20 protein-coding genes and 1 pseudogene are annotated in these 24,165 nt (G+C 58.5%); 15 read left to right on the plus strand and 6 right to left on the minus strand.

Annotated features, from left to right (window positions below; translation table 11 throughout):
* Positions 1 to 110: 110 nt before the first annotated feature.
* The 5 genes from REH34_RS00675 to REH34_RS00695 all read right to left on the minus strand — a co-directional run bounded on the left by REH34_RS00675 (position 111) and on the right by REH34_RS00695 (position 8,062).
* Positions 111 to 1,115 (minus strand): DUF4105 domain-containing protein, encoded by a 1,005-nt coding sequence (locus REH34_RS00675; RefSeq protein ID WP_311970377.1) that lies wholly within the window; start codon positions 1,113 to 1,115, stop codon positions 111 to 113.
* Positions 1,112 to 3,001, minus strand: a complete 1,890-nt coding sequence (locus REH34_RS00680; protein ID WP_311970378.1) for an alpha/beta fold hydrolase — start codon at positions 2,999 to 3,001, stop codon at positions 1,112 to 1,114. Before REH34_RS00680 ends, REH34_RS00675 begins: the two co-directional genes overlap by 4 nt.
* 111 nt (positions 3,002 to 3,112) lie before the next feature.
* Positions 3,113 to 4,237, minus strand: a complete 1,125-nt coding sequence (locus tag REH34_RS00685) for an ABC transporter permease (protein ID WP_311970379.1) — start codon at positions 4,235 to 4,237, stop codon at positions 3,113 to 3,115.
* Position 4,238: 1 nt separating this feature from the next.
* Positions 4,239 to 6,995, minus strand: a complete 2,757-nt coding sequence (gene rbbA / locus REH34_RS00690; RefSeq protein WP_311970380.1) for a ribosome-associated ATPase/putative transporter RbbA — start codon at positions 6,993 to 6,995, stop codon at positions 4,239 to 4,241.
* On the minus strand, positions 6,992 to 8,062 hold the full coding sequence (locus REH34_RS00695) for an HlyD family efflux transporter periplasmic adaptor subunit (protein WP_311970381.1): 1,071 nt from the start codon (positions 8,060 to 8,062) through the stop codon (positions 6,992 to 6,994). Before REH34_RS00695 ends, rbbA begins: the two co-directional genes overlap by 4 nt.
* A 425-nt stretch (positions 8,063 to 8,487) precedes the next feature.
* Here REH34_RS00695 and REH34_RS00700 point away from each other — a divergent pair, with 425 nt between their 5' ends.
* From REH34_RS00700 to glgP, 4 genes are all read left to right on the plus strand, one after another.
* Positions 8,488 to 9,132, plus strand: coding sequence for a TetR/AcrR family transcriptional regulator (locus tag REH34_RS00700; protein ID WP_057023568.1), 645 nt, complete (start codon positions 8,488 to 8,490; stop codon positions 9,130 to 9,132).
* A 175-nt stretch (positions 9,133 to 9,307) separates the two neighbouring features.
* A complete protein-coding gene (locus REH34_RS00705; protein WP_311970382.1) occupies positions 9,308 to 9,814 on the plus strand; it encodes a DUF3417 domain-containing protein in 507 nt (168 codons plus the stop codon).
* A gap of 129 nt (positions 9,815 to 9,943) precedes the next feature.
* A complete protein-coding gene (locus REH34_RS00710) occupies positions 9,944 to 10,423 on the plus strand; it encodes a hypothetical protein (protein ID WP_311970383.1) in 480 nt (159 codons plus the stop codon).
* On the plus strand, positions 10,420 to 11,829 hold the full coding sequence (gene glgP, locus REH34_RS00715) for an alpha-glucan family phosphorylase (RefSeq protein ID WP_311970384.1): 1,410 nt from the start codon (positions 10,420 to 10,422) through the stop codon (positions 11,827 to 11,829). Before REH34_RS00710 ends, glgP begins: the two co-directional genes overlap by 4 nt.
* Positions 11,830 to 12,016: 187 nt before the next feature.
* Here the strand turns inward: glgP and REH34_RS00720 are convergent, their stop codons facing one another.
* Complete coding sequence (locus tag REH34_RS00720) at positions 12,017 to 12,658, minus strand: TetR/AcrR family transcriptional regulator (protein WP_311970385.1); 642 nt, start codon at positions 12,656 to 12,658, stop codon at positions 12,017 to 12,019.
* A 193-nt stretch (positions 12,659 to 12,851) separates the two neighbouring features.
* Here REH34_RS00720 and REH34_RS00725 point away from each other — a divergent pair, with 193 nt between their 5' ends.
* From REH34_RS00725 to REH34_RS00775, 11 genes and pseudogenes are all read left to right on the plus strand, one after another.
* Positions 12,852 to 14,450 carry an MFS transporter gene (locus REH34_RS00725; RefSeq protein ID WP_409373362.1) on the plus strand — a complete coding sequence of 533 codons (1,599 nt, stop codon included), beginning with the start codon at positions 12,852 to 12,854 and terminating at the stop codon, positions 14,448 to 14,450.
* Between the two features lie 4 nt (positions 14,451 to 14,454).
* Positions 14,455 to 15,606 (plus strand): HlyD family secretion protein, encoded by a 1,152-nt coding sequence (locus REH34_RS00730; protein WP_311970387.1) that lies wholly within the window; start codon positions 14,455 to 14,457, stop codon positions 15,604 to 15,606.
* Positions 15,603 to 17,027, plus strand: a complete 1,425-nt coding sequence (locus tag REH34_RS00735) for an efflux transporter outer membrane subunit (RefSeq protein WP_311970388.1) — start codon at positions 15,603 to 15,605, stop codon at positions 17,025 to 17,027. Before REH34_RS00730 ends, REH34_RS00735 begins: the two co-directional genes overlap by 4 nt.
* Before the next feature lie 441 nt (positions 17,028 to 17,468).
* A pseudogene (locus REH34_RS00740) lies at positions 17,469 to 18,025 on the plus strand (Ldh family oxidoreductase); the annotation flags it as partial.
* Between the two features lie 561 nt (positions 18,026 to 18,586).
* Complete coding sequence (locus REH34_RS00745; RefSeq protein WP_311970389.1) at positions 18,587 to 19,327, plus strand: hypothetical protein; 741 nt, start codon at positions 18,587 to 18,589, stop codon at positions 19,325 to 19,327.
* 122 nt (positions 19,328 to 19,449) lie between these two features.
* The gene (locus REH34_RS00750) at positions 19,450 to 19,674 is read left to right on the plus strand and encodes an AlpA family transcriptional regulator (RefSeq protein ID WP_311970390.1); all 225 of its coding nucleotides are present in this window, start codon (positions 19,450 to 19,452) and stop codon (positions 19,672 to 19,674) included.
* A 2-nt stretch (positions 19,675 to 19,676) separates the two neighbouring features.
* Positions 19,677 to 20,522 (plus strand): ParA family protein, encoded by an 846-nt coding sequence (locus tag REH34_RS00755; protein ID WP_311970391.1) that lies wholly within the window; start codon positions 19,677 to 19,679, stop codon positions 20,520 to 20,522.
* A 30-nt stretch (positions 20,523 to 20,552) separates the two neighbouring features.
* A complete protein-coding gene (locus tag REH34_RS00760) occupies positions 20,553 to 20,762 on the plus strand; it encodes a hypothetical protein (RefSeq protein WP_157213084.1) in 210 nt (69 codons plus the stop codon).
* Between the two features lie 12 nt (positions 20,763 to 20,774).
* Entirely contained in the window at positions 20,775 to 22,352 is a 1,578-nt protein-coding gene (locus tag REH34_RS00765; RefSeq protein ID WP_311970392.1) for a ParB family protein, read from the plus strand.
* Positions 22,349 to 22,897, plus strand: a complete 549-nt coding sequence (locus REH34_RS00770) for a DUF2857 domain-containing protein (protein ID WP_311970393.1) — start codon at positions 22,349 to 22,351, stop codon at positions 22,895 to 22,897. Before REH34_RS00765 ends, REH34_RS00770 begins: the two co-directional genes overlap by 4 nt.
* Positions 22,894 to 24,117 carry an STY4528 family pathogenicity island replication protein gene (locus REH34_RS00775; protein ID WP_311970394.1) on the plus strand — a complete coding sequence of 408 codons (1,224 nt, stop codon included), beginning with the start codon at positions 22,894 to 22,896 and terminating at the stop codon, positions 24,115 to 24,117. The genes REH34_RS00770 and REH34_RS00775 overlap by 4 nt, the downstream gene beginning before the upstream one ends.
* Positions 24,118 to 24,165: the final 48 nt, after the last annotated feature.

Genomic DNA, 24,165 nt, shown 5'->3' on the forward strand with positions numbered 1-24,165 from the left:
ATGGGACGCACGTGCTGGACCGGGGCCTTCTTCGAGGCGCTGATTATTCCCTGCCCCGCAAAGTAAAGGCCGGACCGATTAAATCATCGAACGTTGAATAAATCAAAGGATTACCAACCCGGCACGCCCTCCCGGATCCGCACGGAAAAAGCATTGCCCGATTCCGACTTCGCCCGTTCGGTGATGCGACCGGCATCACGCAACGCCTGGAGCGAATAACCTGGCTGCAGGCCTCCAACATCGTAAACGTAGCCCGGCAGGTAACCGGTCAGAAGCAAACGGTAGTCCATCGGCAAGCCCGTGACGATGGTGTTCATCATGTCGAAGACAATGCTGGTGCAATTGGCAGTGACGGTATTGTAGAAGCGCGGGTGATTCAGCAAATCATTGGTCTGTTCAACGTATGACAACAACAAGGCCTTGCGCTGAGGGGCGGACAACGCAACGCGATAGAGATAATCGTCCTCACCGCGCACGTTCGTCCTAACCCGCAGCGCGTCACGTTCGTCAGTCGCTAGAATGCTGACTTCATACTGTTTGAAAAAACCGGCGATCGCAGAATAACTCTCGCCCTTCTCTTTTCGGGTTTCGACGCTGAATAACAGAAATCGACCGTCATCGAAACCGAACGACACCATGACGTGAGCGATAGCGGGCATTCCCCAGTACGAAGTGATCATGTCCACCGAAGCCAAGTGATCCAGGTCATACTCACGCGCCTCCCAACGTATCTGGTAATTGTCATCCGTTTGCCACTCGAAGGTGCGCACATTGCTCAGGGTGAGCCTGTTGCCATTGAGTTTGCCTGAGGTCATTCGCGCAACGTCATCTGCCCAGATGCGCTCGTTCGACGGTATGAGCGTGCCCCACCAAACGCCGATACTGACCAGCAGTACGGCGTAACCGAGAACGGCGCGCAAGGGCCGTGCGCTCCACGTCAGTACGACCAAACCTACGCCGCATAGACACCAGGCGAAGATCAACGCGTTACAGGCCCACGACGGCAGTTCAAGTCGATAACTCAGCGCTAACGCACCCCAGGCGAGGAAGCCGCCGCCTGCCAGGGTCGCCAGGCTGCGCAGCAGTATGCCGATAACCTTGCGTGCAGGGCTCATTTTCGAATCCCCTCCGGCTCGTGCAGGTTTTGAAGATGCTGCTGAAGAATTCGCCGGATCTCGATAATTGCCTCGGGGGTGTCCTGAACGCTATGCCCTGAGGGCACTATTTTCTCCGATTGGGCGCCCGCCAGGTGACTACTGCTGTAGGGCACCACACCATCATCGGACACGGTCAGTGCCAGAGAGGGCGTGTGGTTACCGATGATGCTGTGATATTGCACCTGAGGAGAGATGGGCAGGTCTGCCACCGCCATTACGAACGGATCACGGTTACTCAAGTTATCGATGCTGTTTAGCGGCCGGGCCATGGCCGCAGAGGATGCGCTGCCTGGCACCACCAGCAATTGCGCGAGCTGCTTGAACCGGTCAAGCACCGACATCGGTAACTGAACAAGCCCGGCAGCCCATCGAGAAATGCGGTTCTCGGCAAATGGCGTCCCCCGGTGCGGTGCGGCGACGAAAATCGCGCGGCTGACCTGCGGCAGAGGGGTGAACTGCAAAAACGGGTCAAGGTTGCTGTGCGCAGCCGCTAATTGTTGGTCATTCATTTTGTACTTGGACAGCAAGGCATCCCGTACCCCTGTGCCGGACGTCGACACCATAAGACGGGACAGAACACCGCCCATGCTATGACCTACCAGCACCACATCGTGGCTGGCCCGTGCGGTTTGATCGGGATCGAAATGCTGCAGCGTCTGCTCAATGACATTACGGATCGTGGCGTTGTTCAGCGCCAGAGGCAGGTTGGTCGGGTAATACAACTGCCAGACCTGGTAATTGCGCCGCAGGTTTTCATCACCGAGCACTTCATTTGCAACGTTGATCCACGCCTCAGGACTGCTTGCAAGGCCGTGCAACATGATCACGACATGGCGGTCGGGGTCGTAGGGCTGCAACAGGTATAGATGAGGCTTTTTCAGGACTTCCCCCCTGCCCACCAGCGTGAGCAATGACTGGCGGGCAAACCCGGAGCGCGCAAGCCACAAACCATAGCCCGAGGTGAAATTAGCCGCCAACGGCGTTTCGTTGCCGGCAAGCTTCACAGCGTCCTGCCGGTACGGGTCATAGGCCAGCAGCTCGACCTCGTCGGTGGTCAACACCTGCTCAAGGGTTTGACCAGGAAAGCGAGCGACGGCGGTCAGGGCCGGAAAAGGCGTCTCGCTCCAGGGCTGTTCATCACTGTCGCTGTTAACCACCTTTTTCGCCGTGACCGCCACCAGCTCGGCACCGATCCCGTCACGGCGATACTGATTGCGCAGCCCGGCAAATGACAGGGATGAGGCCGGAATAAGTCCCTGAGGCAAGGAACGCTCGTTGGCCAGACGCACATTTTCCATTCGCCCGAACACTGTCCAGCGACCTGCTCGCAGTCGGAAATTCCCTTGGTCGTCTTCGGCCTGCGGCGGATGCCCCCGATACCGTTCGAACAACTCGCTGAGCGCTTGCTGAACGGAGAAGTTGTAGTAATCGCGGACCTGAGACTGACGATCTTCCAATGCTCTCTGACTGGGTGTTCTTGCGGTCATGAACAAATAGGCATAGGCATAACGCGCGCTTTCCAGAAATGCGTCGGTACGTCGTTCGGCACTTAATGAGCTGCGTGCATGCTGAGCCTCTTGTAGCCACAACTCAGACAGCGTGGCAAGACGCTGCTCCTCGCCCAAGCCAGTATTCTTACGCACCTGTTCGCGGCAGTCTTGCGGGACTTCGTCGCAGTGTTTTTCTTCGACACCAGCGACTTGCAAAGCGGTGCGCGCTGCCGCGCTGAGCTGCCCTGACGTCAGCAGGTCGCCACGCCGAAGTGAGAGATAATCGCGATTATCAATGGTGTTGACCTTAACCCCGGCACAACCACCGATAGATACCACGAGTAAGATCAACATGGCTCTCGGCCAAACAGGAGCCGAACTCTTCAAATGATGCAACGACACAAAAAACCCTTACTGGTAAAAATGACAATCCGAGTGTCTGCTCTGCTTGGGTAAACCTAGCTATCACGCCATCTGGCTAATCGTTTTGCGAAAGCGGGAAAGCGAAATCGCAAACAACACCGAGCCGATGATGAGTAACGTCACGAATGTTGGCCACACCACCATCACCCCTGCCCCGCGATAAAGAATCGCCTGACTCAGCTCCACAAAATGGGTGGTAGGCGCTATCAGCATGATGTTCTGAACGAGTTCAGGCATGCTCTCGCGTGGAGTGCTGCCGCCTGAGAGCATTTGGAGCGGCAGCAGTACCAAAATCATCAACATGCCGAATTGCGGCATGCTTCGCGCCAGTGTCGCCAGAAATATGCCCATGGACGTAGTCGCGAACAGATGCAACGCGACCCCGGCCAGGAACAATAGAATGGAGCCCTCGATCGGCACATGCAGCACGCCCTGCACGATGAATATCAACGACAGCGCAGCGGCGGTAAGCACCACGAGGCCCATCGACCAGACTTTGGCCAACATGATTTCCCCTGGTGTCACCGGCATGACCAACAGGTGTTCGATGGTGCCGTGTTCACGCTCACGAATCAGCGCTGCGCCGGTCAGGACAATGGACAACATGGTGACGTTGTCGATGATTTGCATCAGCGCGCCAAACCAGGCGTGTTCAAGAGAAGGATTGAACCGCATGCGGGTGACCAACTCCACAGGCAGGGCCAGAGCGCCGCGGTATCGCTGCACGAACTCGGTGATTTCGCCGTTGATCATTTGCTGGATATAACCGCTGCCAGTGAAGGCTTGGGACATGCGGGTGGCATCCACGTTGAGTTGGATTTCCGTCACCCGGTTCGCCAGCACATCCCGTTGGAAATTTGGCGGGATAGTGAGCGTGAACGTGTAGTCACCCGCGTCGAGGCCAGCATCAACCTGCTCCAGGGAGATCATTATCGGCGTAGTGAACTGCGGCGGGAAAAAAGCCGAGGCAATGCGTCCGGATAATGGCGACTGGTCTTCATCGACGATTGCTATCGGTGCCATGTGCAGCACGTCCGGCTGAGCAGTTGCGGCGGTGTAGACCGAAAAGGTAAAGGTGTAGATGATCAACACCAGCATCGTCGGGTCCCGGGCCAGGCTCCACAGCTCCTTGATTCCCAGCCGATAAACATTCTTGAGCGACTGCATGTCAGCGATCCTGTTTCTTGAGCAGGGCAACCGTCAGCATCAGAATCAACGGCACGGCGACCAGTAGCGGCCAGAACTCGTTATGCAGGTCATCGAAACCCAGGGATTTACCGAATACGCCGCGGCTGATATTGAGCATGTGCGTCGCCGGATAGACTTCACCCACGAATCTGGCCGCGCCCTCCAGCGAGGACACCGGGTTGAGCAGCCCGGCGAACTGGATAGCCGGGATCATGGTGCCGATCATGGTGAAAAACATCGCAGCGATCTGGCTGCTGGTCAGTGTCGACGCCAGCAAGCCGATCCCGGTGGCGATGACGTTATAGATCAACGCGGCCAGCAGCAGAGTCATGAAACTGCCTTTGACCGGCACATCGAACAGCGTGACCGCCATCAATGTCATCAGCAGGAAGTTGATCATCGCCAACGCCACATACGGCAACTGCTTACCCACTAAAAATTCGGTCCGCGTCACCGGCGTGACATATAAATTGATGATCGAGCCCAGCTCTTTTTCCCGGACGACCGACAGCGCCGTGAGCATGGCGGGCAGCATAAGCAGCAGCAGTGGAATGATGGCCGGGACCATGGCGGGCAGGCTTTTGACATCCGGGTTATAGCGAAACCGGGTCTGGATGCTGAACGAACTGTCGCTACCCGCTGTGCCTAGGCGATGCAAGGCCTGATCCTGCAGCCATGTCTGGTGCATGCCCTGTACATAGCCCAGTATCGTCTCGGCCCTGGACGGCATCGCGCCGTCGATCCACGCCGCAATCTGCACCGGCGCTCCCCTTTGCAAATCCCGCCCAAAACCTGGCGGTATCTCGATGGCCAGCGTGATCTTCGAACTGCGCATGCGCTGGTCCAGATCCTCATAGTCGGCCAACGGCAGCATCTCCTTGAAATACCGGGAGCCAGAGAGGTTAAGCGCATAGTTACGGCTCAGTTCGGTCTGGTCATGGTCCAGCACGGCATAACTGAGATTTTCCACATCCATACTCAGGCCGAAACCCATCACCAGCATCAATACCAGCGACCCTATCAGGGCCAGCGTCGCACGCACGGGGTCACGTTGCAGTTCCAATGCTTCGCGCCACAGGTAACTGAACATGCGATTGACGCTGAAATTCGGCTGACCCGCAGAATTGGACTGCTTGAGATTGATCGCGGGTGAAGGGGCCTTCGCCGGCTCCTCGTCCAACTTGCCTGCGGCCTCTTGCAAGTAAGCGATGAAGGCCTGTTCCAGTGAACTGGCTCCGCGCTGCTCAACGATATGTCCGGGCGTATCGCTGACCAGCACCTTGCCCGCGTGCATTAACGAAATGCGATCGCAACGTTCAGCCTCGTTCATGAAGTGGGTGGAAATGAAAATGGTCACGCGATCACGCCGGGACAGCTCGATCAGCAGGTTCCAGAAGCCGTCGCGCGCAATCGGGTCGACGCCTGAGGTCGGCTCATCGAGAATCAGCAACTCGGGCCGATGAACCGTCGCAACCGCCAGAGACAGGCGCTGGCGGATCCCCAGCGGTAGACTTTCTGGAAGACTGCCCAGCACCTCGCCAAGGCTGAAGCGTTCGGCAAGCTCGTTGATCCGCGGGCCGATCTGCTCTTCCGGCATTTGGAACAGCTGTGCGTGAAGTACCAGGTTTTGCCGAACGGTAAGCTCGCTATAGAGCGAAAACGCCTGCGACATATAACCGACTCTACGCCGCGTACCAATGTCGTCGGGGTTGACTTCGCGTCCAAACAGACTTGCCGTGCCCTCACTGGCCGGCAATAGCCCCGTCAGCAACTTCATGGTGGTGGATTTACCGCAGCCATTGGAGCCGAGAAAACCAAAGATTTCGCCGCGGCGAATACGGAAACTGACATGATCCACCGCCACGAAATCACCGAAGCGGATAGTGAGATCCCGGGCTTCGATAGCGATCTCAGGTTCTGCGACGTTCTCCAAGGGGTCGATATGCACCGGTTGGTGACCGCGGCGCTTTTCCTCCGGCAGCAAGGCGATAAACGCAGCTTCCAGATCCCGGGATTGGGTACTGGCCAGTAACTGCTCGGGCGAACCGGTCGCCAGCACTTTGCCGGCGTCCATCGCAACCAGCCAGTCAAAGCGCTGCGCTTCATCCATGTAGGCGGTGGCAACAATGACACTCATTCTTGCCCGTTGCTGCCTTATGCTACCGATCAGGTCCCAAAACTGGGCCCGCGCCAGAGGATCCACGCCGGTGGTGGGTTCGTCCAGAATCAGCAGATCAGGGTCATGAATCAACGCGCAGCACAGGCCCAGCTTCTGTTTCATGCCGCCTGACAATTTGCCGGCTGGCCGGGTGAGGAATGAGTACAGCCCCGTGCTGCGAGTCAGGTCATCGATACGGCGACGGCGCTCCGTGGCGTCATGGCCAAACAGGCGGGCGAAAAACTGCAGGTTTTCTTCGACCGAAAGCGTCGGGTAGAGATTTTTGCCCAATCCCTGTGGCATATAGGCAATACGTGGGCACACCCGATTGCGATGGGCCACCTGGCGCATATCGCCGCCCAGCACGCTGACCTGGCCCTGCTGTATCGCCCTGGCTCCCGCCAGAAGCGACAGAAGGCTGGATTTACCCACACCGTCGGGGCCGATGAGCCCTACCATCTTGCCAGCAGGAATATCCAGAGTAATGTTGGCTAACGCCTGGGTCTTTGCGTAGGTCAGCACAACGTCCCTGACGCTGGCGACGCCAGGCAAAGAATCGCCGTGGAGTTCGTCCGTCATTTAGAGACTTTCACAGCCAGCTCGGCCGGCCACTCGGTTTGCGGGTCAAGCTTTACCCAGGCCACACCGGGCAGCCCGGTCTTGATCTGTGTGAGGTTGCGCAGCAAAAGGTCCCGGTCTATCTGCGCCTTGACACGAAACATCAGCTTTTGACGTTCGCTGGTCGTTTCAACGGTCTTCGGGGTGAATTGTGCAACGCTGGCAACGAACGAGACCTTCGCCGGTATGACGTACTGAGGTGCGGCATCGAGAATGATGCGGATATCGCTGCCCAGCGCGACCCGCCCCGCCACACTTTCCGGGAGAAAAAACGTCAGGTATACGTCGGAAAGATCAACCAGGTTGAGTACCTTGCCGCCCGCCGCCAACACTTCGCCCGGCTGAGCAACACGGTACTGCACGCGCCCGGCGCGTGGCGCGACCAGCTGGCTATCGATGATGTCGGCCTCTATTCGAGCAATCGTGGCCAGGCTCGCCGTCACCGCCGATTGCGTGCCCACGACCTCGGCTTGAGCAGCCTCGATATTGGCTTGAGCGGCGGCTACCTGAGCTTGAGCCGCCTTCAGAGTCGCCTCCGCGCTCCGTACGTTCGCCCGGTCATCGTCATATTGCTGAGTCGACAAAGCGCCTTCGCGAGACAGCATTTCGGAACGTTTCAGTCGCCGCTTCATGGCGTCAAGTTCACTTTCGCGTTGGGCGACCAGCGCCTCGGCAGCCAATTTGTCGCTTCGACGCACCAATACCTGTGCCTTGGTGCCCAACACCGTGTTGATCGCCCGCTGATGCTGAGCGACAGCCTCATCACGCTGAGCCGTAAGCGCCTGGATTTGCATGCTTGCCAACATCTGTCCGCGTTCGACAAAGTCACCCTCCTGCACCAGGATGTCATCCACACGGCCTGCAAGCTTTGCCGAGACATCCACCTCGGTGGCCTCGATACGCCCGTTCCCGCTGACAAACCCGTCGCCAAACCCGACAGGGTTCAAGGCCTTCCACATAAACCAGCCTGCAACCAACACAACAACGACGCCCAGGGGCACTAACAGCTTATTGCCAGGTACTTTCATGAATAACGACCTTAGTCCTTGGGCTTTACGTTCAATTCAGGCGTTCGGCAGCCAAAGCGAAGTGGCCTGGCCTCCGCTTATGCGGCGTACAAAGCGACTTGGCTGCAAAGCTTGGGAATAGGTCCGCCCAATGAATCCGTTAACGAGTTCAAAAATGTTCGATCCGCGCAACGGCAATGCGCAAGTCTTGAGCAATATCCGGTTCCGGCCGCGGCGACCGAGTGTGGCTACAAATTCAGGTCAGCAGTTGGCTCGCCCTGAAACGACAGCGGGTCAGCCTCGTTCTGGGCCCTCAATAGCGAGACGCCCCCCACGATCCGGTGCTAGGATTACCCCACCATGAAAATTAATTCATCGACCGTTGATTAAAGCGTCGCTTCGACGCACATGTCAACCAATCCGTCTAGATCAGGTATATCCACCGAATGCCCAACGAGCTCACCAAACGCCGGGGCAGGCCGCCCAAAGCCGACGAGGTCAAACCCGATGCCATTCTGCGGGCTGCATTGACGTGCTTCGCAACCCACGGTTTCGAAGGTGCCAGCCTGCGGCGTATCGCTACCGCGGCGGACGTCGACGTGGCCTTGATCGCGCATCGCCATGGCGCAAAGCTGGATCTGTGGAAAGCAGTCGTGGATGACATAGCAAGTAAATTTGTCCTGGAACTGAGTCGATCACGAAGTCCCGCCGAGTTCGCCGATGGAACGTCCATGGACCGACTTCAGCTTGCGATTGACCAGATGATCGACTTTTCAGCAGATGCACCGGAAATGTCGATGTTCGTCATAAAGGAAATCGCCCAGAGGGATGAAAGATTCCACTACGTCTATGAGCGCCTCATCAGGCCCGCACAAGAGGTCTTGCTGCCAACCGTTGAGCTCGCAATCGCTGATGGCTTTCTTGAAAACGTTGATCCCGAGCTGTTTTTCTATAATGTCTCCGGTGCTATTGCCCTGACAGTTTCGATGCGCTCTTTGGTCGGACAGCTCGACGGTAATGCATTCAGTTCTGAACATTTTTTGCCCGGCATGAAATCGCTATGGAGATCACTTCTTCAGCGGGAAATTTGAATACGCAAGCTGCATGTGCAACCTAATCGTCGGTCATCACAGGCGACACACTCAGGCGTTTACGCCGTCAATGCAACGGCGTGCATTCGGTTCTTCCGAGCCGTGAGACAGGAGAAATAGTTCAACCCGCGTAACCGCCCTTTACCAAGCTAGTGACACGCACCGGAGAGGCTTTATGGCGCTGGAAAAAAGTATCGAAAAGCTGCGCATGGACCTGGATGAGCTGGCATTCGACCTGAGCATTACCTGGTCGAGTTTGAACGACTTGATCTGGCGGCTCATGGACAATGATCTATGGCTGCTCAGCCGCAATCCTTGCCTGGTGCTATCCAGTGTCAGTGACGATCACATTGAGGGGTTGTTGCGACAGCCGACGTTTCGTGCGCAGTTGCAGGCGCTGTCGCAGACCCGCTACGACGAATTGAACACGCCAGGCTGGTTTCACCAAAGCCATCGGCAAGAACAAGCCTGCTGCATCGCGTACTTTTCCATGGAGTTCATGCTCAGCGATGCACTGCCCATTTATTCCGGCGGGTTGGGAAACGTGGCCGGGGATCAGCTCAAGGCGGCCAGCGATCTAGGCGTGCCGGTCACGGCGGTAGGCATGCTCTGGCAGCACGGTTACTTTCGTCAGGAGTTCGACAGCCAGGGGACATCAGCAAGCGTTGTACCCGGTCAATGACACCCGACAGATGCCCGTAAGGCCGTTGCTCGATGGCAGCGGAAACCCGGTGCGGCTGGCCTGCCATTTCCCCGCTGGACCATCTGGTTACGTGGATGGCAAGTCAATGTCGGACGTAACCGCCTGCTGTTGATCGACACCAATGACCCGGCCAATCCGCCGCCAGTGCGCTTGATCGCCGGCGAACTCTATGGCGGCGATCTGGAAATGCGTCTGCGCCAGGAACTGGTTCTCGGCATTGGCGGCTGGCGTCTACTGGAGGCCGCCGGCGTCGAACCGGACGTGCTGCACCTTAACGATGGCCATGCCGCATTTGCAGTGCTGGAGCGTGCGCTCAGCTATCAGCGCAAACACAATGTCGACTTCGAGGTAGCCCTGACAGCCACTCGTGCAGGCAACCTGTTCACCACCCGTACGCCGGTCACGGCCGGCTTTGATCGTTTTCCGCCAGCGCTGATCGAAAAGTGCCTGGGCCATTACATCCAGCAGGAGCTGGCACAGCCCGTGGCACGAGTGATCAGTCTTGGTCAGGAACAGCCCGGAGTGCCTGATTCGCCATTTAACATGGCTTGGCTTGCCAGTCGTGCCGCGGGGCGATCAATGCAGTGAGCGAACTGCATGGCGCCACCAGCCGACGCATCTTCGAACCGCTGTATCCGCGCTGGCCAGCGGCGGAGGTACCCATCGGCCATGTCACGAACGGCATTCATCTGGCGACCTGGATAGGCGCCGATGCACTGGAGGCCTGGAAACACTGGCATAAGGGACAACCCAGCGGAGGTGAACCGGAACTGAGCGCCGAGCAGGCGCTGAGCAGCTTCAGTGATCAGGACCTCTGGAATATCCGCCGCCGGGCCCGGAGTGCGTTGCTGGACTATAGCCGTGATCATCTGGCTCGTCAGCGAGCGATTCATGGAGCATCGCTGCAACAGATCGACGCGTGTCAGCAGTGGTTCGACCCCGATGTTCTGACCTTGGGTTTTGCCCGCCGCTTCGCCACCTACAAACGCCCCAACCTGTTGCTGCATGATCCACAACGCTTGCTCAATCTGATCCAACATTCACGATGGCCGGCCCAGTTGCAGGTAGCAGGCAAGGCGCATCCTGCAGATCTGCAGGGCCAGGCAATGCTCGCTCAATGGCATGCCTTCATTCGCGACACCGACAGCCAGGGGCGCATCGCCTTTCTCGACGATTACGATATGCGTGTGGCACAGCATTTGGTAAGCGGTGTGGACGTCTGGATTAACACCCCAAGGCGTCCATGGGAGGCCAGCGGCACCAGCGGCATGAAGATCCTGGCCAATGGGGGTCTGAACCTGTCGCAACTGGACGGTTGGTGGGCAGAAGCCTATGAGCCAGGGCTGGGTTGGGCCATTGGCGATGGTAGCGAGGAGCCCGAAGCCGATCCGGGTGCAGATGCCAGGGACGCTGAACAGCTATATCAACTGCTGGAAAACGAGATCATTCCGACCTTCTATGAGCACGACGCCGATGGACTGCCTCGGCGCTGGATCCAGCACATCCGCAGTAGCATGAGCAATCTGGTGCAGGAATACTCCGCCGACCGGGCGGTACGCGAGTACACCGAGCGCTACTATCTGCCAGGCGCCCTCCGCTACCGTGAGCGGACGAAAGAGCGTAGTGCCGTGGCGAACCTGTTGAGAGATCGACTCACGTCCCTGGATGAACATTGGGACGAGATTAAGATACTCGACACTCGGATCACCCGCGGGCCGGCACTGACGTACAAAGTGGAAGTGGCAATCGATACTGGTGCTCTACCCGTAAGTGCTCTACGCGTACAGTTGTATGCGGAGCAACGCGGTCATGCGCCCGCGCAAGTGCTGGACATGACGCTCAAACCGGCCGATGAGCATGCCCAGACGCGGCTCTACGTTGTGGAGACGCGCGGTGACCGGGAGATAGAAGACTTCACTGTCCGCATCATTCCCGGCAGCGAATATGGCCTGGCGGTGCCATTGGAAAGTCTACGGGTTCACTGGGCAAGCTGACACCAGGCAACAACGCGGTACTGCAGTTCTCCGAGAAGGCCCGGCCGAAGCACGAATCATTGGATTACGGTTTCCGCCGATGGTCTTCTATTCACCGTATGCCTGTACGGGACAATCCACCTTCCGGGATTGCGGCACACATCAGACTCACGACGGCATTCGGTACACCCAAGTTTTGGGCGCACATCTACCCAGTTACTTTATGAAGTCCTTCCAGGGCTTTCAGGTAAGCGGTCAGGGCTCTCGGAAGCTCCTCAATCAAGATACGCCTGGACAACGCATTATTTTCCTGCGCGATCTGAAAGGCGCCCATGGGCAGCCCTATCAATGCCAGGACGTAGGTTTGGCGTGCCTCGGCAGTCACATCCGGCAATCGGATCTGAAGCACCCGTGCGTAGATGCCTTCGATCCGCAGGCGCAGATCAGGGTTACTCAGACGATAAGTGCCATCGAGCGGAAAGATCAATGAAACCAGGTCCCGATGCTGCTCGGTGTAGCGCAGGATCGGAACGATCAGTCGAGCGATAACGCCGTCTGCGCTTTCGTCGACCCAGACACTGTCGTCGATGGCCATCAATTCGTCCGTAATGACCGCCAGCAACTGTATATGGCGTTCACCCAACGCTTCCAGCACTCGCTGCTTGTCTGAAAAGAAATGATAGAGCGAGCCAATCGATGTTCCAGCTTCTCGGGCAATGCCATGCATCGTCACCTGGGCGGCACCTTCGAGCAGGATCAAACGGGCGCAAGCGTCCAATATCGCCAATACCCGCTCGCGGCCGCGGGCTTGCTGAGGGGGACGGGATGAAGAGGGTTTCTTGTCAGTCATGGGAGAGATACATGATTTGGCCGTCCATTATGACCGATTTGATGTCGTCGTAAAATGAACTAATACTCGACTCACCCGTCTAGTATACCGCAAACTGAACGGCACCTTCGCCCATAACGGTTTATCGAGATTACTGCGCTTGGCTGAGTACCTTGAACCGACGCCAAAATGGGAAGCGCATGAACGGCCATCGATGCCAGGTTCTCCTTCCACCCCCTATCACAGCCCGCTCGTGCGATTGGCCTATGCGCTTGTTGCGACATTGCTGGGCATTACAGGGGGATTAGGCAACGCACTGATCAGCGCCAACCTTGCCAATATCCAGGGGCATCTGGGATTGACCCACTCCGAAGCGGCCTGGTTGCCGGCTGCCTACCTGATGGTGAACATCTCTACCGCATTGCTGTTGGTTAAGTTTCGCCAACAGTTTGGTCTGCGACGTTTCGCTGAAATTGGTCTGCTCGCCTATGTCGTGCTCACGGTTGCGCATGTATTCATCGACGGCTTCACCATGGCGGTATTCGTCAGGGCCGCCAGCGGTTTTGCCGGGGCGACCGTCAGCACCCTGGCCGTGATGTACATGTTGCAGGCATTTAAAAAGGCTGCAATGGGGAGCGCCCTGGTCCTTGGCATCGGTATCTCTCAATTGGCCACGCCGCTCGCCTGGCTGATCTCCCCCGCCTTGCTCGACATGGGCGAGTGGCATCGTCTGTATGTCTTCGAGGCGGGCTTGGCGCTGTGCTGCCTGGCCGCCGTAGTGGCGCTCAAACTGCCGCCCGGCGTGCAGATCAAGGCTTTCGAACCACTGGACTTTCTCACTTTTTCCCTGCTCGCCCCTGCGCTGGGTTTGTTTGCTGCGGTACTGACCCAGGGCCGCGTCCAGTGGTGGAATACCCAAACGTGGATTGGCTATGCATTGATCGCCGCCGTTGTATTGCTGACCGTGGCCGTCATGATCGAGCACCAGCGCAAGAACCCGTTGCTGCAAACCCGCTGGTTGGCTTCGCTCGAAACGATACGTTTTGCCTTGGGCGCGCTGATGTTGCGCTTCATCCTTTCCGAACAAACCTATGGCGCGGTTGGCCTGTTACAGAATCTGGGCATGGCAGCCGATCAATTGCAGCCCTTGTATGCAGTCATGCTTGCAGGGCTTGTGGCGGGGATACTCGTCAGCGCCATGACGTTCAGCGAGAAAGCTGCCATACCGCAGATTCTGGCGTCTATCGTGCTGGTCGCAGTAGGCAGTTTCATGGATGCCGATGCCACCAACCTGACACGTCCGCAAAATATGTTCTTCAGTCAATTCCTGTTATCGGTGGCGGCAGGGATGTTCATGGGGCCTTTGTTGCTGATAGGCGTGATGAGTGCGCTGAAGAATGGGCCTCATTACATGGTCAGCTTCGCCGTGCTTTTCTCGCTCACTCAAAGTATCGGGGGGCTGGCAGGGCCAGCAGCTTTAGGCTCGTTTCAGGTCCTGCGGGAAAAGTTTCACTCCAGCCAGATCAACGGACACATCGACCCCACCAATTCCGTAATCGCGCAGCGTCTGCAGATTCAGGGACAGATCTATGCCGCGACCCAGCCTGATCCCGCCCTACGCAACGCGCAGGGCATATCCCAGCTAAGCCAGGCCGCTACCCGAGAAGCCAACGTACTGGCATTCAATGACGTCTTCCGGGTACTGGGTGTGATGACCATCAGTTTCCTGTGTTGGTCATTGGTGCACACCGCCCGTGCGGCGCGCAAAGCGACACCGCCGCCCCCCGCCACTCCCTCCTCCGCAGTTGTGTGACCTTATGAGCCAGACCGATCCGACGAAAAACATCGAAACCTCAACCTCTCCCAGCGATGTAGCCGATGCAGGTGGCGCGTCAGTCGATCCGCCGAAAATCCTCAAGCCGAGCGGTACGACCCTGTGGTTGATGGCGGGCGCGGCTGGCGTTGGCATCATCCTGGTTCTGTATGCCTGGCAGTTCTGGCCGTTCAACAGCGCGGTCATGACCACAGAGAATGCCTATGTCCGGGGGCAAATCACCGTCATGGCGCCGCAGGTCAATGGTTACGTAGCGCAAGTGCTCGTGGGGGACTTCGAGGTCGTCAAGCAGGGGAAGGTGTTGATACAAATCGACGATCGTATTTATCAGCAGCGGGCTGAACAAGCGGCAGCCGATCTGGACGCTCGCAGGGCGGACCTGGAAAACTCGCTGCAAACCCAGGCGTCGGATCAGGCGACGCTGGCGTCCAGGCAAGCGGAGATGTTTTCGGTGGAGGCCGAGTTTGATCGTGCCAGGGCCGACGAAGCGCGGGTCAATGAACTCGCCTCGCGAGGTTCGGTGTCTATCCGCGAACGTGACCAGATCCGCGCTACCGCCCGTGCCGCGGGCGCCAATGTAAAAAAAGCTCGAGCCGCAATCGACATCGCGAAAGAGACGGTGAAGTCCACCCAGGTTTCGCGGGGGGTATTGGAGGCTGCCGTCAGGAGCGCGCAGGCCGCCCTGCACCTGGCGCAGATCGATCTGGAAAACACTCGTATCCGCGCTCCGCGTGATGGTGTGCTCAGCGAGGTCTCGGTCCGTCTTGGACAATACGTCAGCGCCGGCTCGCAATTGCTCTATCTGGTGCCCGAACAGCTTTGGGTGGTGGCCAATTACAAGGAAACCCAAGTGAATGGCATGCTGGCGGGGCAAGCCGTAACCCTCGACGTGGACGCCCTGGACGGCGCGCGACTGAGCGGGCGCGTCGAGCGGTTCGCTCCGGCCACAGGTTCGGAATTCAGCGTCTTGCGGCCCGACAATGCCACCGGCAACTTCACCAAAGTCGCTCAGCGCATTCCCGTAAGAATCGAACTGGACGCCAACCAAGCGATGGCTCGGCGGCTCAGACCCGGTATGTCGGTGGTTGCGCACGTCGACACGGCCAGCGCGGGCGACGACGGTAGTGCGCCATGAGTCGACTCGCATCCAGTCCATTGCAACGCGTGGCGCTCGCAACACTGGTCGCTTTGGTGGGTTGCGCACCCGCCAAGGCACCCGCGCCAATGCAATCCAAGGTCTTCCCTCCTTCGCAGTGGCGAGGACAGGCCCAATCCCCGGCGCCTGTCTTGGCGCAGTGGTGGCAAGCCTTTAATGACCCTGTCCTGAGCCAACTGGTCGATGAGGCGTTGATGCAGAACAACGACGTGCTCAGTGCGGTCGCGCGCATTGAGGAGGCGCGTCAGCAGATCGGTCTGACTCATTCGGCGCTGTTGCCTACGCTTGACGGGACACTGAGCGCGCAGACGACACGCAACCTTGGTCCGACCGGCGTGACTCACACCCGATCGGTGCAACCGGAAATCCAGGTGGCCTATGAGTTAGACCTTTGGGGGCGCCTGCGCAACCTGGACAAGGCGGCTCAGTTGCAATACCAGGCCACCCGAACAGACCTGGACAATATTCATCTGTCAGTCGCGAGCACAGTTGCGCGCGCCTACATTACCCTGCTGTCGTTGGACACCCAACTCAAGGTCACTCGCGATACTGCCGCGTCGCGCCGCGATGCACTGATAGTCGCACAGGACCGCGCCAATGAGGGCTATACCTCGCAGCTGGAACTGACCCAGGCGCAGTCCGAGTATGAATCCGCTCAGCAGATGATCCCGCAACTGGAACAATCGATACGCCAGCAGGAAAACGCCATCCGCCTGCTGACAGGAACCCTGCCGGGCTATGTGTCCCGCGGCAGCCTTTTCCAGAACGTCGCCCCTCCTTCAGTGCCAGGGATGCTGCCAGCAGAACTTCTACGGCGCCGCCCGGATATCCAGCAGGCGGAGCTCATGGTGGCGGCTTCGGATTTCAACCTGGAGGCACGCCGCGATGAGTACCTGCCTCAAGTGCAACTCTCGGCAGGCTTCGGTCGACTCTACGTGAACGCTCTGGACTTCGATCCGGTCAAGGTGTGGGATCTGGGCGCCAGCGTACTGGCCCCGATTTACAGTGCCGGACGGCTTGAAGCACAGGTTGGGGTGGCGACGGCGCAACGGGATCAAGCCGCTTACAACTATCGCGCTGTAGCGCTCAACGCATTCGGCGAAGTGGAAAGCTCGCTGTCGGCGGTCAAGCGTTTTGAAGAACAAATCGAACGGATACGCACCCGGATACAGACGCTGAGCCGTTCATTGAACATCGCTCAGGATCGTTATCAGGGGGGGTACTCTTCCTATCTGGAGGTTCTCGACGCCCAACGCAATCTATTCGATACCGAGGTAGCGGCGATCCAGGTCAGGGAGAGTCAACTCAACAACGTTATTTCGCTATATCAGGCGCTCGGAGGAGGTTGGCCTAGTTCGATCCTGAACCAGGCTGAAACAGCGGCGAGGGGTGCAAACTGAATCGATCGGCTGCTTGCATATTTAGTAGCGCTTCGCTCATCTCTGACGCTGGTGTCAACGCCTCGTCAGTACTGACCGCCATGCCGTCCTGATAAACTTGTGCCAAAAAGACAACTGAGCTGGTCGGCGTTGATACGGTTACGCCGGGCTACCAAGAACACGCTTAGCCCAAATTCAACATGGACAACTTCGGATCGGTGCTCCCGGGACGTCGGCGCGTCTGGCCGAGATACTAGCACCCTTGTCGTTCCCGGTATTTATAAACATTCTCGCTCGCCTGTCCCTTATTTTAGCAGAGACCGGGGCTCTGTGTTTAACAGGCCGACCCCAACGGCGTACTCGCCACTTTTACGTACGCCTCGCGGCACCGGCTGGCCAGCAGCATGATTGGCGCTTCGACCACCTCCTACGGCTATAACGAAGTCGGTAACGTGCCGCAGCACCAACCCGCTGGCCTTCGCCTGGCCGCGCCCTGGCGCTCATCCATTCGTGTTCGATTTCGCCACCAGCGCCATCGCCGTGGCGATATCGAACTGCAAGCGCGCCAGTACAAACCCATCCCCGACAACTGGGCCATTGATGCCCAGGGTGAACCGACTACTGATGCCAAGGCGGCCCTTAAGGGCGCGAGGCGCACCTTTGGTGGCCATAAAGGTTCGGCGCTGGCGGCCATGATCGAGTTGCTGGCAGGCTCACTAAGTGGCGATTTGACTAGCGCGCAATCCCAAGCGTTCGATGAAAGCACCGGCGCAACACCCTGCCATGGCGAACTCTTGATAGCCTTCGACTCCAAGGTATTTCTCGGCGACTCGCTGGACATTGGGCGACAAAGTGCCGAACTGTTGTTCGAATCGATTACCGAACGAGGCGCGCGCCTGCCGTCGCAACGACGCTTCGAGGCTCGGACGCGTAGTGTGGCAAACGGCGTGAAGATTCCCTCTGCACTGCTGGAGGAAGTTAAACAACTGCTACGTGAAGAGCTGGTACGCGGGCGCTAATAACCCCTAAAGCACCGGGCTGCTGGACAAAGTACGGATCCTCAGCTCCATTTGAGGGTTGGGCCGACAGCGCTGTTCACGCCCGAAAAAACGGGGGCTGGTTGGAGTCCAGTGGGTGATTTACCACTTTTTGTACCAACCAAGTGGTACAGCAAAGCCAGCGTTGGACGCGCCGAGTTTGTTACAGTTTATTTCAGACCGAGCACTGTCAAGAAAATTACGCTACTAGTCCTGCCCCATGAATAAAGGACAATTTAGAAACACCTATCCTACCTGTCCGATTTTTTGACACCTCTCGGTGAGAGCATTGATCTAGAGCACTTGCTCCACGCTCTTCCTTTTCCTACGCTTGCTCCTCCTGAATGGAGTTTATTACGGACGCCTAAGTCTGATATGGATTCGTTCCTCGCCTGGGAGCAGTTCAGCAAGGGCCTTACCGCTTTTTATGCTGCAACTAACGCCATCTCGCTGAGCGCATAATAATATGGGATTTCGCCCACTCTCTGTGCGGCCAATCCGCACGACCAATGCGAGAGGCCATCCTAAGGAATAGGAGGTCCCATGTGCCGACAATGCTCGGATCCGCATTTCAAATTGCTTTACACCCCCATCGAAGCAGCACTGCGTTGGTGTGGGCTTCAAGCGTTCGAGACACAGATCAGCCAGGCAAACTGGTTGTATCCCGAACAACTGCTCAAACTCTTTCCCCGATGGCCCTGCCTGGCGACACATGTCGGCATGATCCTGGATGCCGTGCAGCACCAGGAGCTACCGAGTCACCCGCAGGCGTTGTTCACCGGGAATGATGCCAACCTCGGGCCGAGGTCGCTGCGCATCCGCCACGGCGAACTGAAAGCCTGGATGAGCCTGTACCACCCAGACCAAACACCTCCCTTCCTGTTCGCCTACGCAGCCGACACGGCGGGCTCGGTGAAATGGGGTCACTATCTGGTACTGAAGGCTGACAGGGATACGCTTCAAGTCTTGTGCAATCGGCTGACGAGGTCTCACGCTGAAGTGGTGGAGCAACTCGCCTCGCTCGGGGTCGAGGTGGAGCAGCTTCGCGCCTCCGCTGAGGAGGAAAAGCCTGCGGATGCACGTACCGAAGCTGGCTTGCTGGATTTGATTGGCGTCCTGCTAAGGCTTTTGCTCAACGGAAGTCCTGGAGAAAAAAATAATCCTTTTTTTGCCAGCCAGGACGCGATAGTTGCCGCTATCCAGCAGCAATATCCTGACCATCCAGGCTTCAAAAAACGGACGCTGGATCAACGGTTTGCGGACGCAAACAAGCGATTCAAATAGCGCATCTGTACCCAATTGCAATGCAATCGTCCGCGATTGCATTGCAATGACAAGCTCGATTTCCTGGTGTTGACTCATGTCACTTCCCATCGCAAGCCATCTGGCGCCAAGGAGTGACACGTATGCAAACCCAGACCGACGTGACCGCAAGGCCTGCCCAAACAGACCGCTACATCATGCGCCGTGATGAGGTCGAGAAACGTACCGGATTCAAGCGGGCGCACATCTACAACCTGATGAAGGAAGGCAAGTTCCCCCTGGCCAGACGCATTGGTATGCGCGCCGTCGGTTGGGACTCTGCCGAGATCGACCGGTGGATCGCCGAACGCCTCGGCGCGCAGGCGTGACGGTGAAGGTGCTCTCCGTGGTGTCGACCAAGGGCGGCGTCGGCAAGACGACCGTCACCGCCAATCTGGGTGGCCTACTGGCCGATGCCGGACTGAGGGTGTTGATGATCGATCTGGACAGTCAACCGACGCTGTCCAGCTACTACCAGCTCACCTGCGCCGGCACCGCGGGCAGTGTTGAGCTGATCGGCCATCGCCTGGTAGATCTCGATCAGATCGTTTCACGGACCTGTGTCGAAGGTTTGCACGTGGTCCTGTCCAATGATCCGCTTGGCCAGTTGAATACCCTCTTGTTGCACGCCCCAGATGGCCGATTGCGCCTGAAAAATCTGCTCCATGTCTTCGAGCCTTTTTACGATGTGGTGCTGATCGACACACAGGGCGCGCGCAGCGTCATCGTCGAGATGTCAGTGCTCGCCTCGGACATGATGCTCAGCCCCATCCCACCCGAAATGCTCGCGGCCCGGGAGCTGCACCGCGGCACGCTTGCGCTGCTGCAAAGCTTGGCGCCCTATGAGCAGTTGGGCTTCCGCCCTCCCCCGGCACGGCTGCTGCTGAACCAGGTCAATCTGAGCCGCCGCGATACGCGGTTGATCATTCAGAGCCTGTCTGCAGACTTTGTCGTACATGACCAAGTCACCCTGTGTTCCGCGGTGGTGCTGGATCGCGTGGCCTATCTGAACGCGGCCTCGCTGGGCCTGCCCGTGCACCGGATCGACTATAGCCCTTCTCCCTCTGGCGGGTTGAGCGCGGCGCAGTCGATGCGGCAGCTAGCGCTTGAGCTGTTTCCCGAATGGCACCGACTTATCGACCCGGCGTCAGCACCGGATGCCTGGGCCCGCTACTGAAATCTTCCAACTAACTTATTGGAGCTCGCCATGCATGAGCCACGCTGCGTGATCCCATCGCCATCAGCTTCTCCCCATCGCGAGGTAACAGAACCCTGTTATTGCACCGTGGTGTTCGACCTCCCGGGCGGTCACCCCGCTATCACCAAGCTGTTGCATGAGCTCAGCCAGCACTTCGAATTGCCGGGCACAGCTTTCGTGGTCAAGTTTGAAGTTGGCGACAAGTTACCGCAGGCGTAATTGAGGCCCATCATGATCAAACCCACCCAGGAGCAGATCAGCGCCGGACTGCGCCCGCAGACGTTGTTGCGCAGTCCCGGCGAAAGCGCGGCGCCGGAGTTCGACCAGGAATCGGAGATCGTCGTGAGCCTGGAGCAATTACGGCCCTACGAGCGCAATCCCCGATTCATCCGCAACCCGCTGTATGACGATATCAAGTCGTCGATTCGTGAACGCGGGCTGGACCAGGCGCCTTCCATCACCCGACGACCCAGCGAGACGTATTTCATCATCTTGAATGGGGGTAACACGCGCTTGGCGATTCTCAACGAATTGTGGAAAGAGACACGTGATGAGCGCTTTTTCCGAATCGCCTGCCGCTATCGTCCCTGGACCAGCGAGACCCACGCCTTGCTCGGGCATCTGGCTGAAAGCGATCTGCACGGACAGCTGGCGTTTATTGAACGCGCGCTGGCGGTAGTCAACGTGAAAGCATTGCTAGAGGAAGACGGCACGTCCCTTTCGCAACGCGAACTCTCCCAGGCGTTGGCATCGGGCGGGTATCCGGTCTCGCAATCGCAGATCAGCCGCATGTTCGACACCGTCGAATACCTGCTGCCCAGTCTTCCCAATGCCCTGTGCTCCGGGTTACCGAAGCCACAGATCGAGGGGCTCATTCTGCTGCGCAAACGGGCCGAACAGTTATGGAACCGCCTACTGGCCCCGCTCGATCAACTACTTGTGCTGTGGCAGCAGACGCTTTCAAATTTCGACACGACCGCCGACGAGTTCGACTGGGACGAGATGCGCGGCGCCTTGTTGGCGCAGATGGCTAAAGTGCTGGGCATCACCCCGCGGCTGATGGAATTAGAACTGACGCAGAGCGGGTCTCACGCTACGCCGCCAAGTGAACCCTCCACCAACGAGCGGCCCACCGCTACGGTAAACGAATTGCTATATGCCGGCGCCAAACCCGCAACCACGCCTCCGCTGGTTCACAGTCAGACACCGCCAATGCCATCCCCAACCGATCAGGTCCGGGACGATGACGACCCCGTCGACGAGGACCCGCTACGGTTGGACGATATTTTCGGTGGGCTGCGCCCAGGTAGCACAGAGGTAGCCGAAGCGCAGACGACCAGTACCGCATCGCTCCCTTCTCTGTCACAGCTGATGGATTCCATCGCGCCACTGGCCATCGCCGAACTGCGCTGCCTCGCAGCCGAATTGGCGCAGTCATTAGCCCACTACGCGGCACTGACAGACTTTGTCGTGGGCGCAGAGCACGGTCTTGGATTTACGCTCAACTGGCAGGCCGCAGAGGCCACCGCACCCCAGGGCGTAGCCGTGCAGCTGCTGCTCACCTCCATTCTGCGCGCGCAGGATGGGGTCGAATGGGAACTCAAGCAGCAGCTTCCCCCGACACTGGTGGGCCAATTGTTGGTCGGTGATTATCTGACCCCGCCCGTGGGCAACTCCAAACTCACCTTCGAACTTCAGCGTCTTCCAGACGCGCAACTGAACCAGTGGGTCCAATTGGTGGTGCTGGCACGACGTATCGTGGACCTGAGCCAGGCCACATCTCAGGACGATTCGGAGACACTCTCATGAACGCGATCTTCGCCCTGCTGAATAACACCATGCTCAACCAGGTGTTGCATGAGCTGCGCCAAGGCCACCTTCAGCGCTGTCGCGCGTTGGGCTTGGCCGAAGAGGACCTGGAGATCTTGCAATCCCTGCCACCGACCACGCTCTCGCGTTTAGCCCATGCCGCAGTCCCCTGGGTGGAAATCAAGGTCGATACCGCAGTGATGCGCCGGCTGATCGAGCAGGCCGACCGAGACGAGCAAAACGAACGCCTTATCAATCGCGCACTCAAGCTCGGTGCGAGCTCGCTGATCATGAATAAGTGCTTTGGGCTGGACCACTCCGAAACCGCCATGCGCCGGCGGCTGCTGAAGATCGAGGTCAGCCGCGGTCGCCCACAGAGTCTGACCGAAGGCCAGGAACATGCGCTGTGGCAGCGCTGGCGTCAGCTGAGACAGCAGGACGGCACCGCCGATAAGCTCGACACCATGATGATGCTCGCCGAGGAGCAGGGCGTCACCCTGACCATGGTTTGGCAACAGTTGCACCTGTACGGAGAGCAGCTATGAGACACGGTCTCAGCTTGGAGGATCTAAAACGGGCCATGCGCCAGTGCGCCCAATACATGCAGGACAACCCTCACCTGTTTCCACTCCCCTCGCCGCCCAAACCCAAGCCACCCCCCGACACCTCGATCCACTTTCGCTACATCGGCAAACCCCAGAACATCATGCCCCGCTCTCTGTTGCTTGATACCCGACTCACACCGCTGGAGCGCAATGCCTGGCAGGCCCTGCACTTCATGATCGTAGAACGCGGCCTCAAATACCCCCGCTACGAGGACCTGCAGCCGTATCTGTCCGCCGTCCCCTGCGGCGAGAAAGCTTCACGAGAGACAGTCGCGCGTGTATTGCAGAACCTGCGGCTGACCCGTTGGCTCAGCCTGGTCACGCATCTTCGCGACGATCTAGGTCGGTTGCGGCCACCCATCTATGTCCTGCACGACGAGCCGCTGACGCCGGCCGAAGCACTGCAGTTGGACGAGGGTTATGGTGATCTGATCAAGCGCAGCCTTAAGCACGCCGCGAAGGGCGTACGCATCACCGCCGGACATGTGTTGGGGGAACTGCGGAGCGACCAAACGGTACCGGCGGCCTTTGTACCCAAAGTGCTCGCCCTGGTGCCGCTGGCGCCTGGACAACGCTCACTCGAGCTCGAGTCGCCCTCTCCTGCTCACGAATCCGAACAGCCTTCGCTGGATGTGGCGCCCTCACCCGACCAGCCACAACGTCAATCCGAACTGCCGGCGAAAGCCCGGGATTTAGCGGTGGTTCGGATTCCGGATCCTCCTAGTACTGTACAAGAGCGTATAGAGCAAAAGAGTACGGTACGAGGGGCTGGGGGAACATCCGAACTCGAGTGGCCAGCGAACCTGCCCATCAGCGCAAATGATCGGCAGATCGCCTTACAGGCCATGACCCCATTGCCCGACGCGGCCAGGGTGGCCGTCCTGCAGGAGGCCGTGGCCCGGTGCACGACGGGGGCCGTGCGGCGCCCAGCCGCTTACCTGATGGGGTTGATCAGGAAAGCGATCGAGGGGGACTTTCGATTGTGGGCCGCCAGGGACATCGCGACCAAAGTGCCCGCGCCCAAAGCCGGGCGGGTCCAGCAGGCGGTGCCAGAGCCGAAGAGCGCTGAACGCAACGGCGCGCCACGATCGGCGTCCCCCGTGGCACGGGCCTGCCTGGATCAACTGCGCCAACAATGTGGGCTGGTGAGTAGCGCTTAATGGATTTGATGCCTCAGGCATCAAATCCATACTGTTCCAGCCGCCATG

Source organism: Pseudomonas baltica, assembly GCF_031880315.1.
Lineage (GTDB): Bacteria > Pseudomonadota > Gammaproteobacteria > Pseudomonadales > Pseudomonadaceae > Aquipseudomonas.

Coding starts and splice junctions, on each gene's coding strand:
- REH34_RS00700 (WP_057023568.1), top strand. CDS start 8,488: ATGCCCAACGAGCTCACCAAACGCCGGGGCAGGCCGCCCAAAGCCGAC.
- REH34_RS00720 (WP_311970385.1), bottom strand. CDS start 12,658: ATGACTGACAAGAAACCCTCTTCATCCCGTCCCCCTCAGCAAGCCCGC.
- REH34_RS00695 (WP_311970381.1), bottom strand. CDS start 8,062: ATGAAAGTACCTGGCAATAAGCTGTTAGTGCCCCTGGGCGTCGTTGTT.
- rbbA (WP_311970380.1), bottom strand. CDS start 6,995: ATGACGGACGAACTCCACGGCGATTCTTTGCCTGGCGTCGCCAGCGTC.
- REH34_RS00675 (WP_311970377.1), bottom strand. CDS start 1,115: ATGAGCCCTGCACGCAAGGTTATCGGCATACTGCTGCGCAGCCTGGCG.
- REH34_RS00705 (WP_311970382.1), top strand. CDS start 9,308: ATGGCGCTGGAAAAAAGTATCGAAAAGCTGCGCATGGACCTGGATGAG.
- REH34_RS00775 (WP_311970394.1), top strand. CDS start 22,894: ATGAGACACGGTCTCAGCTTGGAGGATCTAAAACGGGCCATGCGCCAG.
- REH34_RS00770 (WP_311970393.1), top strand. CDS start 22,349: ATGAACGCGATCTTCGCCCTGCTGAATAACACCATGCTCAACCAGGTG.
- REH34_RS00760 (WP_157213084.1), top strand. CDS start 20,553: ATGCATGAGCCACGCTGCGTGATCCCATCGCCATCAGCTTCTCCCCAT.
- REH34_RS00765 (WP_311970392.1), top strand. CDS start 20,775: ATGATCAAACCCACCCAGGAGCAGATCAGCGCCGGACTGCGCCCGCAG.
- REH34_RS00685 (WP_311970379.1), bottom strand. CDS start 4,237: ATGCAGTCGCTCAAGAATGTTTATCGGCTGGGAATCAAGGAGCTGTGG.
- REH34_RS00745 (WP_311970389.1), top strand. CDS start 18,587: ATGTGCCGACAATGCTCGGATCCGCATTTCAAATTGCTTTACACCCCC.
- REH34_RS00725 (WP_409373362.1), top strand. CDS start 12,852: ATGCCAGGTTCTCCTTCCACCCCCTATCACAGCCCGCTCGTGCGATTG.
- REH34_RS00750 (WP_311970390.1), top strand. CDS start 19,450: ATGCAAACCCAGACCGACGTGACCGCAAGGCCTGCCCAAACAGACCGC.
- REH34_RS00735 (WP_311970388.1), top strand. CDS start 15,603: ATGAGTCGACTCGCATCCAGTCCATTGCAACGCGTGGCGCTCGCAACA.
- REH34_RS00680 (WP_311970378.1), bottom strand. CDS start 3,001: ATGTTGATCTTACTCGTGGTATCTATCGGTGGTTGTGCCGGGGTTAAG.
- REH34_RS00730 (WP_311970387.1), top strand. CDS start 14,455: ATGAGCCAGACCGATCCGACGAAAAACATCGAAACCTCAACCTCTCCC.